Origin of the sequence: Herbaspirillum sp. B65 (assembly GCF_000333555.1) — a bacterium.
Classification (GTDB): Bacteria; Pseudomonadota; Gammaproteobacteria; order Burkholderiales; family Burkholderiaceae_D; genus Herbaspirillum; species Herbaspirillum rubrisubalbicans.
Genome location: NZ_BADI01000837.1, coordinates 1 through 9,882 on the forward strand (window position 1 = coordinate 1; position 9,882 = coordinate 9,882).

15 protein-coding genes are annotated in these 9,882 nt (G+C 57.2%); 6 read left to right on the forward strand and 9 right to left on the reverse strand.

Annotated elements, in window-relative coordinates; genetic code table 11:
* Positions 1-143: 143 nt before the first annotated feature.
* The 7 genes from I5W_RS19940 to I5W_RS19965 form a co-directional block, all read right to left on the reverse strand.
* Positions 144-449, reverse strand: a complete 306-nt coding sequence (locus I5W_RS19940) for a hypothetical protein (protein WP_237741843.1) — start codon at positions 447-449, stop codon at positions 144-146.
* Positions 450-698: 249 nt separating this feature from the next.
* On the reverse strand, positions 699-917 hold the full coding sequence (locus tag I5W_RS34455) for a DUF7661 family protein (protein ID WP_017451634.1): 219 nt from the start codon (positions 915-917) through the stop codon (positions 699-701).
* A 130-nt stretch (positions 918-1,047) separates the two neighbouring features.
* A complete protein-coding gene (locus I5W_RS19950; RefSeq protein WP_017451633.1) occupies positions 1,048-1,416 on the reverse strand; it encodes a VOC family protein in 369 nt (122 codons plus the stop codon).
* Between the two features lie 137 nt (positions 1,417-1,553).
* Positions 1,554-1,991, reverse strand: coding sequence for a hypothetical protein (locus I5W_RS31520; RefSeq protein ID WP_146744589.1), 438 nt, complete (start codon positions 1,989-1,991; stop codon positions 1,554-1,556).
* Positions 1,992-2,042: 51 nt separating this feature from the next.
* Entirely contained in the window at positions 2,043-2,276 is a 234-nt protein-coding gene (locus I5W_RS19955) for a hypothetical protein (protein ID WP_237741842.1), read from the reverse strand.
* 41 nt (positions 2,277-2,317) lie between these two features.
* Positions 2,318-2,788: a cyanase gene (cynS, locus tag I5W_RS19960; RefSeq protein ID WP_044530536.1), complete on the reverse strand. Its 471-nt coding sequence runs from the start codon at positions 2,786-2,788 to the stop codon at positions 2,318-2,320.
* 31 nt (positions 2,789-2,819) lie between these two features.
* Positions 2,820-3,479: a carbonic anhydrase gene (locus I5W_RS19965; protein ID WP_044530537.1), complete on the reverse strand. Its 660-nt coding sequence runs from the start codon at positions 3,477-3,479 to the stop codon at positions 2,820-2,822.
* A gap of 145 nt (positions 3,480-3,624) precedes the next feature.
* On the opposite strand from I5W_RS19965, the gene cynR reads away from it, so the two are divergent.
* The 3 genes from cynR (at position 3,625) to I5W_RS19980 (ending at position 5,757) form a co-directional block, all read left to right on the forward strand.
* On the forward strand, positions 3,625-4,506 hold the full coding sequence (cynR, locus tag I5W_RS19970) for a transcriptional regulator CynR (RefSeq protein ID WP_044530538.1): 882 nt from the start codon (positions 3,625-3,627) through the stop codon (positions 4,504-4,506).
* A 126-nt stretch (positions 4,507-4,632) separates the two neighbouring features.
* The gene (locus I5W_RS19975) at positions 4,633-5,268 is read left to right on the forward strand and encodes a TetR/AcrR family transcriptional regulator (protein ID WP_017451627.1); all 636 of its coding nucleotides are present in this window, start codon (positions 4,633-4,635) and stop codon (positions 5,266-5,268) included.
* Between the two features lie 9 nt (positions 5,269-5,277).
* Positions 5,278-5,757, forward strand: a complete 480-nt coding sequence (locus I5W_RS19980; RefSeq protein ID WP_044530539.1) for a nuclear transport factor 2 family protein — start codon at positions 5,278-5,280, stop codon at positions 5,755-5,757.
* 54 nt (positions 5,758-5,811) lie between these two features.
* On the opposite strand, the gene I5W_RS19985 is transcribed toward I5W_RS19980, so the two are convergent.
* Entirely contained in the window at positions 5,812-6,711 is a 900-nt protein-coding gene (locus I5W_RS19985; protein WP_044530540.1) for a LysR substrate-binding domain-containing protein, read from the reverse strand.
* 157 nt (positions 6,712-6,868) lie between these two features.
* On the opposite strand from I5W_RS19985, the gene I5W_RS19990 reads away from it, so the two are divergent.
* The 3 genes from I5W_RS19990 to I5W_RS30235 are packed head-to-tail and all read left to right on the forward strand — an operon-like array spanning position 6,869 to position 8,605.
* Positions 6,869-7,414 (forward strand): hypothetical protein, encoded by a 546-nt coding sequence (locus I5W_RS19990; RefSeq protein WP_044530541.1) that lies wholly within the window; start codon positions 6,869-6,871, stop codon positions 7,412-7,414.
* A gap of 4 nt (positions 7,415-7,418) precedes the next feature.
* Positions 7,419-7,745, forward strand: a complete 327-nt coding sequence (locus tag I5W_RS19995) for a hypothetical protein (RefSeq protein WP_044530542.1) — start codon at positions 7,419-7,421, stop codon at positions 7,743-7,745.
* A gap of 26 nt (positions 7,746-7,771) precedes the next feature.
* Complete coding sequence (locus I5W_RS30235; RefSeq protein ID WP_083893592.1) at positions 7,772-8,605, forward strand: MBL fold metallo-hydrolase; 834 nt, start codon at positions 7,772-7,774, stop codon at positions 8,603-8,605.
* A 147-nt stretch (positions 8,606-8,752) separates the two neighbouring features.
* Here the strand turns inward: I5W_RS30235 and I5W_RS20005 are convergent.
* Positions 8,753-9,882 (reverse strand): sigma 54-interacting transcriptional regulator (locus I5W_RS20005; RefSeq protein ID WP_374702147.1); only part of this gene is annotated, 1,130 nt, incomplete at its 5' end.

Sequence of the window (9,882 nt, forward strand, 5' to 3'; positions counted from 1 at the left end):
ATTTATACAAATAAAGGGCAGGCCATCGCAGATATCAGCGCTCTGACCGCCTGCCCTGTCAGCAAAGGACGCCTACGAGTACCTACGATCTCGTAGGCGTCCCCCCCTTGCATTTGACGAAAGCTGGTCGAGGCCGCCATTACTCATAGGCGGATTTGAATAACATCCACGGAGTTAGAAGGCTTTGGAAAGAAGTTTCCCGGAACTATGACGACTCCGTCAAAAGCGACCTCAGCGCTCAAGTTCAACGGGATGTTCTCAGAATCGAGTTCGCCATATCCTTCCAGGTCGAACTCGCCTGAAAGTGCGATCTCGAAGCGAGCGAAATCCGCGACCTGTCTAATGGATAGCGATTCGAGGCGCACGCAATGATGCGCCGTCAAGTAAATAGAACACTCCACAGATGCGGGATCGGAAATCGTACGTAAAGAAGCTCCGTCTAGATTCATCCAATCCTGGATAGGCCACTGGAGCCAATTGCAAAGGAGGGAGCATTCCAACTCCTCGCCTTCCCAAAAAATAGGGAGGCATGGCAACGAGAAATTCTAGAACAGACCGCGTCGAACACCCATTGATGGATTCTCAAATAAATGCGCGTAGAGCATGCCGGGACGATTTTTTTCACTCGAAATCGACAAAGACATATGGTGCTTAAGGTTTGTTGATATTGAATGTCGGCTCCTGGCCGATTGCAGACTTCATAACAATTGCACTGCGTCGCAATTGCGTGGAGTTGCGTTCTCATGGAAGATATCCGCCAGGTATACACAAAGCTCATTTTCGACTATGTCGTGGGGCAGAACAAAATCCGCTGGTCTGCGCTTTCCGTCCGTCCCAAGGTAATACGCTTGCCATGCACCGCACGAGCCTGTGACAGCGATAAGCTTTCCGAAAATATTGAACCTTAACTCTTTCATTGGCACCCTCCAAATTCATGTGTGTCCGATTTTGGCCGGAAGCCGACTTGAAACACTATCGGCTAGAGGCAGATCGTTGGCTTCGCTATGTATCCAATGGCTACTTCTGGCCGAAAGCAGCCGCTCTCTTTCACGCTCGCTGGCGATATTCTCTACTGGATATCGATACCGAATTTCCATCAGGATCTTTCGCGTTAGCGAATTGATAGCCATTTGCCTGATGGGTACTGCCGAATTCCAGGCCTCTTTGCGCCGAGTCGGCCTTGAATTTTTCAACATCGGAAACGCTGAACATCAGCTTGACCACTGCCTGCCCAAATTTCAGAGATTTGGCTGCCTGATGAATCAAAAGGTTGATGCCGGCACCTGGAGCATTCAATTCGATGAGCCCGTCATCTACTTCACCGGTCGTCTTGAATCCGAAATGATCTTTGTAGAAAGCACTGGTTACGGCGGGATTACGCGCGTATATCAAAATCGTATTGAGCGGTGCAGTCATGGCTTTGAACAGAGGAATAGGAAATTTGAGAGTTTGGCCGAAGATCCTCGGCTGCCGACCTTATCATAAAAACTATTTTTTTCAGCCAGTATCTGACTCTTCGTGAAATTCTGCTTCTGGCCGATTGCGGACATGTCTTATTTTTCGAGATCACAGCGTGCCACGTTTTGAGTGAGCGTAACCGAAGTCGCTATCGATGCACCCATCGCGCACATTGAGCGATCCAAGGGAGTCAATAACTTGATGGTGTATCGAGGAGGGGTTGAGACCAGCAACACCTTCCCTACTTCTTTACCATCGCTGTAAAGCACGACATGAGATGTTCGATTGTCCTCATCACTCCACTCAGAATCCCAGTCATGACGAGAGGCAGATAAGTTACAGTCATTGCCCCTCTTATTCATGCTTACATATGTGTATTCATCTACTTTTCCACCAACTATCTTGATTTCCGCGGTATAGACAACACCCCTCTCCAGGCTGCGACAAGAGAGTATCTGGGTATCGTCGGCAGCGAAAGAAAGAGAAGACATACACCCAAAAATCAATGGAAAAAATATGAATTTTTCTTTCATTCGTTTTTATCGATTTAATTAATGGAACCAGGGTTGAAGCGATTGTCTGTATTAAAAGCGCCGGTTTAGAAGGCCGTCCCGTGTACATACCCTGCAGTATTGATGTCTGCTATGGCTCATAATGAACGTCCACATCACTGCTGCGCCTACCGTTTCACCGTAAGACATGGGAAAGCCATCCAGACTGACACGCCAGCCTTCGGCCACCGGCTCGACCTTCAGACGCTGCGTCTGAGCCAATTCATCGCACCAGGCAACCATGCGGCGGTCTTCATCCATGTTCATCGCAGCGCCCTCCATTAGATTGGACAATCGGTTCCAGGAAATCAGAACGGCTTGTTCGGCAAGAACTTTCCGTCCAGGGTAATGACTGCCCGCGAGCCGCCTTCCGGGTCGTCGACCTTCTTGATGTCCAGCTTGAAGTTGATGGCACTGATGATGCCGTCACCGAATTGTTCATGAACCAGTGCCTTCAGGGTGGTGCCGTAGATCTGCACCATCTCGTAGAAGCGATAGATCGTCGGATCGCTCGGTACGCCGTCGGGGATGCTGCCGCGCAGTGGAATGGCCTGCAACTGCCGGGCATCGCTGGACTCCAGGCCGAGCCGGCCGGCCACCAACTCGGCAGCTTCCTTGGGCAGGGCATGTTGCCCCAGCAGTGCAGCGGTGACATACGCCACGCGCAGGCCGGTACCTTCTGCCAGCTCGCTGAAACTCAGGTCTTTGGCTGCTTTTGCTGCGATGACGCGGGCGGTCAATTCAAGACGCGCGTCTTGGGTCACATTGGATTGGATCATGATAAAGCTCCTTTCAGGGTCGAGAAAATGCTCAGTGGGCTTGCTGCGCCGAGACGCCAAAGGCCACGGCATCAGGGAAGTCGGCCAGGCTTACGAAGAGGTCTTGCTTGCCATCCAGGGCATTGATGGCGCCGGTTTCGATCTCATACACCCATCCATGCAAGGACAACTTGCCCTGTTTCAGGGCCAGGGCAACCGTCGGATGGGTACGGATATTGGTCAACTGCGCAATCACGTTGGCGTACACCATCGCGCTGACCTTCGCCTCGGGGGTCTCGTGGCGATGTGCCTCGTTGACGGCCTTGGCGGCGTCACAGTGACGCAACCAGTTCGCTACCGCCGGGAGATGATCCAGGCAGGTATGCTTGGCCACCGCAGTCATGGCGCCACAGTCGCTATGGCCGCACACCACGACATCGGTGACCCCCAGCACCCCCACCGCATATTCCACGCTGGCGGTAACGCCACCAGGTTCCGACGTGTAGGACGGCACGATGTTGCCGGCATTGCGAATGACGAATACATCACCCGGTTGCTGCTGGGTCAGTAGTTCAGGTACCACACGGCTATCCGAACAGGTAATGAACAGCGCTCCGGGGTTCTGATGGGTAGCCAGCCTCTGGAACAGGGTCGACATGCCCGGGAACACGTCTTCCTGGAACTTCATTGCACCTTCGATAAACGGTTTCATGTGAATGCTCCTCGTTGCGATGAGTGCATCATCGAACCTTTGAGCTATTATTTCCAAGACCCATTTTTTATAGAAACCATTGGTTTTACCAATAGCTAAAGCCGGTCTGGAATGACGTGACGGGCCACATCAATGGAAGACACCTATGCAGCTTCGTCATATTCGCTATTTGCTGGCCGTTGCCGAGCACGGCAACTTTACGCGCGCCGCCCAGGCCCTTCACGTTTCGCAGCCAACGCTTTCGCAACAGATCATGCAACTGGAAGAAACGCTTGGCGTGGTACTGCTTGACCGCAGCGGTCGCACGGTCAAGACAACGGATGCAGGGCGCGTCTACATCGAGCACGCCCGCAGAGCCTTGCTTGAACTGGATGGCGGGCGGCGGGCCATCCTGGATGTGCAAGAACTTGAGCGCGGAGAACTGCGCCTGGCCACCACGCCGACATTCACCGCCTACCTGGTCGGCCCGCTATTGGCTGCATTTCAGGCGAAGTATCCAGGCATTACGGTACGACTCAAGGAAATGTCTCTGGATACGATATCGGCAGCGGTCGCCGCCGATGAGGTCGATCTGGGTATCGCCTTCCATGTCGCGCGCCCTAACGAAGAGATCGGCTGTGAGACGCTGCTGAGGGAAAGATTGAGCGTCGTGGTGGGCCAGCACCACCACTTCTTCAAACGCAAGCGCAGCATCACACCTCAGATGCTGGCCTCTGAGCGACTGTGCCTGCTCAGCGCTGAGTTTGCGACGCGTGATCACGTCGATGACTATCTGCGGGTCCAGAAGGTGTCACCGGCTATCGTCATCGAAGCCAATACCATCGGTGCGTTGATCGAAGTGGTCAGGCGCAGTACCCTGGTCACCATTCTTCCCGAGGCCATCGGCGAGCAGCATCCCGATCTGCGCAACATTGCCATCTCCCCCGCCCCCAAACCACGTACCGCGGCCATACTCCGTCGCCGGGATGCCTATCAGTCTGCGGCTGCTTTGGCGTTTACCCGGTTATGCAGAGATTTCCCCGCTTGATGGCTTCCAGTAACGCCACGCCAACGATCAACCTGCGGCCGCCCTGCTGCGGACATTTGCGAACTCGCCTCAAATTCTGAACACATTCCAAAAAAGTGGTTGACCACTGAGAATGATCGTTCTACTATGTGTAGAACGATCATTCTCACCACAAGGGTTCCCATGGATTCTTCAGACGACGCATCCCTTACCTCCCGCCTGTTGGCGACCACGGAAAAGCTGATTTACTCGGGCGGCATTCATGCCACCGGCATGGACGCCATCGTCAAGGAGTCCGGTGTAGCGCGACGCAGTATCTACCGGCTCTACGCCAACAAGGAGGAGTTGGTGGCGGCCGCTCTGCTGGCGCGGGACCAGCGCTGGATGTCGTGGTTTGTTGGGGCGACTTCGCAGACCGGCGCACCGAGGGCGCGCCTGGAGTCGATCTTCCCTGCGCTGCGCCAATGGTTCGAGAGTGAAGACTTCCATGGCTGCGCGTTCATCAATGCCGCCGGTGAGCTGGGCAAGACCCATCCCGACATCGGCGCTGTCTCGGCGCTGCATAAGCAGCGTCTGCTTTCCTATCTTCGGGAGCTGACCAGTGCGTCAGGTCTGGACCATCCCGATGAAGTCGCCAACTATTTTCTTATCCTGATCGACGGCGCAACAGCAGTTGCAATGGTCACCGGTGATGCGAGTGCCGCCGATAGTGCTGGCAGGGCGGCCGCCCTGCTTTTATCGAACCTGCCGCAAGAGGCAGGATCAAGTTCATCTAACCGTTGAGGTCCTATCATGTCATCCAATCCCGAAGTCCGTCCTCCCCTTCCGCCGTTCACCCTTGAGTCCGCCATTCAGAAGGTGCGCCTTGCTGAAGATGGCTGGAACACCCGCGACGCCGCGAAGGTGTCGCTTGCCTACAGCCTGGATACCCGCTGGCGCAATCGCGCCGAGTTCGCCAATGGCCGTGACCAGGCGCGTGCCTTCCTTGAGCGCAAGTGGGCCAAGGAGCTGGAATACCGTCTCATCAAGGAACTGTGGGCCTTTACCGGCAACCGCATTGCCGTGCGCTACGCCTATGAATGGCGCGACGATTCCGGCAACTGGTTCCGCTCCTATGGCAACGAGAATTGGGAATTCAAGGAAGACGGGCTGATGCTCAACCGCTACGCCTGCATCAATGATCGCCCCATCGCCGAAAGCGAAAGACTGTTCCGCTGGCCGCTGGGACGCCGTCCTGACGATCACCCGGGACTTTCCGAACTGGGACTCTAAGCGCATAAAAATGATGGCCTGGCTCTCACGATCCAGGCCATTTCGTTTTAGCCACTAGACCAGCCCGGTCGGTTGTTTTGCTTCTTCCAGCAGCCATTGTGCGAACGCTTGGAGGGGCTCGCCAGCATGTTGCAATGGTTCAGGGAGCACCAGACAGAAGGTCCTGGAAATGCCTGCGTCTTGCGGCCAGGGTGCCACCAGACGCCCTTGCGCCAGTTCCCCTTCCACATACAGGCGTGGCACCAGCGCTACGCCCAGGCCGGCCAACGCGGCCTCGATGAGCATCCCATGCAAGTCATAGCGCGGGCCTTGGGCGGCATGAGTCAGGCTGATCCCGGTCTGCGCGGCATAGCGCTGCCAGGCGTCGTGATTCTGGCGCCGATGCAGCCTGGGCAAGGTATCCAGTGCGGGTGCGCGGATTGCTCCTCGCAACAATGCAGGATGACATACCGGGATCAGCACCTCATCGAGCAGGCGATACGTGTGCATTCCGGCCCAGGCCGGATGGACGAAATGAATCGCCGCATCCAATCCACTGCCGGCCAGCAGGAACGGCTCCATGCGTTGGGCAAGATGCACCGTGATGTGAGGATGCAATGCGGCCAAGCGCGGCAGACGGGGGATGAGCCAGCGCATGGCGAACGTGGGGCTCACTGCAATATCGAGGCTGGCCCCATGGGTGGGCTGGGACATCAGATGCTGACTGTCTCGATCAAGACGTTCCAGCGTTTCCCGGACGTGGCTGGCGTAGCGTTGGCCATGTGGCAGCAAGCGCACCCGATTGCCGATCCGCTCAAACAGCGTTACCCCCAGAAATCCTTCCAGACGCCCGATCTGACGGCTGATGGCGCCTTCCGTCAGGGCCAGTTCTTCGGCGGCCCGGGCGAAACTGCCATGACGTGCCGCAGCCTCGAATGCCATCAGTGAGCTATTGCTGGGAATCCTGCGCCGCATGGTGTTCTTGACCGGGAGATGAGTGGCAATGCCAGCTTTACTTTTTGTCACTGAAGCTTACCTAAATATCGATTTATTGGCGTGAAAACACTACCTATGATGACATCTCCTCAACCAAATAGACCACCGCTCAGATGCACGGTGGACCGCCATCATTATGATCTATACCGTCGAATGCAGCTTTGCCGATCCCCTCAGCGAAGCAGAATGGAACGATTTCTATAGCCTGGAAAAGCTCCCGGCCCTCATCTCCGTGAGCGGCTTTCACACCTCACAACGATTCAAGGCCTTGAGCAAAGGCTGTCCGACCTATCTTGCGCTGCATACCATCGACGATCTCGAAGTCCTGCTCTCTGAGGAGTATCAGCGCAAAGGCGGCGGCAATTTCGCACGCTGGCAACAGCACATCACGCACTGGCATCGCAATCTCTATGAAACCTCGGCAGCCGCGCCTGCTGTGTTGGATGGCGCGTATCTGCTGCTCAGTGCGGCCGGCCCCGATCCGCTGCGGGCGATGGGACTATCGCCTCGGCTCCTCAACGCAGTCGCATTGGAGCAATCCCCGCCACAGAGATGGATGGCAGTCTGGCGCGATCCCATCGATATCGACCACGCTGCTCTGCCTGAAGGACTACACCTCTACACGCCGATGACCGCGCAACTGAGCAGCGGTAGCGAACCGGCCATCCACCCGGCGAGCTGACGCGATGCCCAACGTGACCATCTTCATCCATCAAGACCGGATGCCTGGCGCAGAATGCCTGGAGCGGCTTAGTGCGAGCTGCGAACAACTCTGCATCGGGATACTGGAAGCCCTGCCGGAAAACGTCCACATCGTCTATGTCGCAGTCACCCATGGCAAAGGTCATCCTGCCTGGGCCGATATCCGGTATCGGATGTCGCCCCATAGAACGCCGGCTGTCATGGACGATTTCATGCAACAACTGGACGCGGCCATACAAGCCTGTACCGGACTGATGCCACGCATCCGCTGCTTTGCTTACGCAGCGCAGGCCATCAGTGCGCGTCATTGACACCGACCGAAGACGACCATACGAAAATGAATTTCCCCAGTCAGCAAATCGGTGATTTTTCCGTCACCGCCATCAGCGATGGTTTTCTCCGCGCACCACTGGATGTGCTATCCAATATCGATCCCGCGGAGGCCGCTCGGCTACAGCAAGATGCCGGCATGACCGACCCCTCTGCCATCCATATCAATTGCTACCTGATCCGCAGCCCGCAGCGAACCGTGCTGGTCGACACGGGCGCGGGAGGTTTCAAGCAATGGGGCGGCAGCTTGCAGGACAATCTCCGACGGGCCGGCGTGCTGCCGTCCGAGATCGATACAGTCCTTCTGACCCATGCTCATCCGGATCATATCGGCGGGCTGCTCAATGGCGCGGGAGAACTCAGCTTTCCCGACGCGGAGCTGGTACTGCATGAGCAGGAACTCTCCTTCTGGCAGAACGATATCCACCTGCACCGCGCCAACGAACGGGCTCGTGGCAACTTTCTCTTCGCACGCCAGGTGTTCGAGAAGTATCGCGACCGGATCCGCCTCTTCGCCGGCGAAGAGGTACTTCCTGGCATCAGCGCCCAGTCGCTTCCCGGACATACCGCCGGACATTGCGGGTATCGGGTCCAGTCGAATGATCAGGACCTGCTGATCTGGGGGGATATCGTGCATTTCCCGCACCTGCAGATCAGTCACCCTGAAGTCTCCATCGCATTCGATCTCGATGCGCATCTTGCGGCAGCCACACGAACGCGCTTGCTTGACATCGTCAGTGCCGACCAACTGCTCATTGCCGGTATGCACCTCGGCGAAGAAGGCTTCGTACGGATTATTCGAAATGGCAAGCACTACCGGCTCGTCAGCCAGCAACGATGATCGATGAACCGTGCGCATAAAAATGGCCTGGATCGTGAGATCCAGGCCATTTCCTTTTTTATGGGCCGCCGTTTCTTCCCCTTGCAGATCCTACCCACGCGGCGGCACGTGGGCAGGCCTCCCCTGCTGACTGTTACCGATGACAGATCAGTCGTCTTCAGCACCGCCGATGCCCAGCTCCTGGATCTTGCGGGTGATGGTGTTGCGACCGATGCCCAGGCGCACGGCGGCGTCGTTCTTGCGGCCGTGGGTGTGCTTGAGGGCGATCTTGATCAATGCCGCTTCGAACTGGCGGCCGAGGATGTCCATCACCTCCGGTTGCTCCGAGGCCAGCATCTGGGCAGCTTCGGTTTCCAGCAGCGAGATCCAGCTACTACTCCCGGCTTCGGCAGTCGTCGCACCTGGCGCCGCTTCGGCATAGGCGAGCGGGGTCGCCATGGCCGACGCCGAGGCGGGCGCGGCCACGATCTGCGCCGGTTGCGGTGCGTGCACGCGTTCTTCCACCAGGTCTTGCGGCAAGTCCTTGATCTCGACCGTCTGGCCAGGCGCCATCACGGTGATCCAGTTGCACAGGTTTTCCAGTTGCCGCACGTTGCCGGGGAACTCCAGTTGCGACAGGAACTGCATGGCCTGCGGCGACAGGCGCTTGGCTTCCACGCCGAGCTGGCGCGCACTCTGCGCCAGGAAGTAGCGGGCCAGGATGGGAATGTCCTCGCTGCGCTCGCGCAAGCTGGGCAGGCGCAGGCGAATCACGTTCAGGCGATGGTACAAGTCTTCGCGGAACAAACCTTCACGTACCCGCTGTTCCAGGTTCTGGTGAGTGGCCGCAATGACGCGTACATTGGCCTTCAAGGATTGGTGGCCGCCGACGCGATAGAAGTGGCCGTCCGAGAGCACGCGCAACAGACGCGTCTGCAAGTCCAGCGGCATGTCACCGATTTCATCGAGGAACAAGGTGCCGCCTTCGGCCTGTTCGAAGCGGCCACGGCGCATGGCTTGCGCACCGGTGAAGGCGCCACGTTCATGGCCGAACAGTTCGGACTCCAGCAAGTCCTTGGGAATGGCGGCGGTGTTCAATGCCACGAAGGGTTGGCTGGCGCGCGGGCTGTGCTTGTGCAGGGCACGTGCCACCAGCTCCTTGCCGGAGCCGGATTCGCCGGTGATCAACACCGTCACGTTCGACTGCGACAGGCGACCGATGGCGCGGAACACGTCCTGCAGGCGGGGGGCTGGCCAAAAATCTCGGGGGTCTGGGCCGGCGCCTGCTCGATGTCGGT

Excerpts from the sequence above, each read along its gene's own strand:
- I5W_RS34455 (WP_017451634.1), bottom strand. The coding sequence starts at position 917 with ATGAAAGAGTTAAGGTTCAATATTTTCGGAAAGCTTATCGCTGTCACA.
- cynS (WP_044530536.1), bottom strand. The coding sequence starts at position 2,788 with ATGATCCAATCCAATGTGACCCAAGACGCGCGTCTTGAATTGACCGCC.
- I5W_RS19985 (WP_044530540.1), bottom strand. The coding sequence starts at position 6,711 with ATGCGGCGCAGGATTCCCAGCAATAGCTCACTGATGGCATTCGAGGCT.
- cynR (WP_044530538.1), top strand. The coding sequence starts at position 3,625 with ATGCAGCTTCGTCATATTCGCTATTTGCTGGCCGTTGCCGAGCACGGC.
- I5W_RS19940 (WP_237741843.1), bottom strand. The coding sequence starts at position 449 with ATGAATCTAGACGGAGCTTCTTTACGTACGATTTCCGATCCCGCATCT.
- I5W_RS19995 (WP_044530542.1), top strand. The coding sequence starts at position 7,419 with ATGCCCAACGTGACCATCTTCATCCATCAAGACCGGATGCCTGGCGCA.
- I5W_RS19990 (WP_044530541.1), top strand. The coding sequence starts at position 6,869 with ATGATCTATACCGTCGAATGCAGCTTTGCCGATCCCCTCAGCGAAGCA.
- I5W_RS19955 (WP_237741842.1), bottom strand. The coding sequence starts at position 2,276 with ATGAACATGGATGAAGACCGCCGCATGGTTGCCTGGTGCGATGAATTG.
- I5W_RS30235 (WP_083893592.1), top strand. The coding sequence starts at position 7,772 with ATGAATTTCCCCAGTCAGCAAATCGGTGATTTTTCCGTCACCGCCATC.
- I5W_RS19950 (WP_017451633.1), bottom strand. The coding sequence starts at position 1,416 with ATGACTGCACCGCTCAATACGATTTTGATATACGCGCGTAATCCCGCC.
- I5W_RS19980 (WP_044530539.1), top strand. The coding sequence starts at position 5,278 with ATGTCATCCAATCCCGAAGTCCGTCCTCCCCTTCCGCCGTTCACCCTT.
- I5W_RS31520 (WP_146744589.1), bottom strand. The coding sequence starts at position 1,991 with ATGAAAGAAAAATTCATATTTTTTCCATTGATTTTTGGGTGTATGTCT.
- I5W_RS19975 (WP_017451627.1), top strand. The coding sequence starts at position 4,633 with ATGTGTAGAACGATCATTCTCACCACAAGGGTTCCCATGGATTCTTCA.
- I5W_RS19965 (WP_044530537.1), bottom strand. The coding sequence starts at position 3,479 with ATGAAACCGTTTATCGAAGGTGCAATGAAGTTCCAGGAAGACGTGTTC.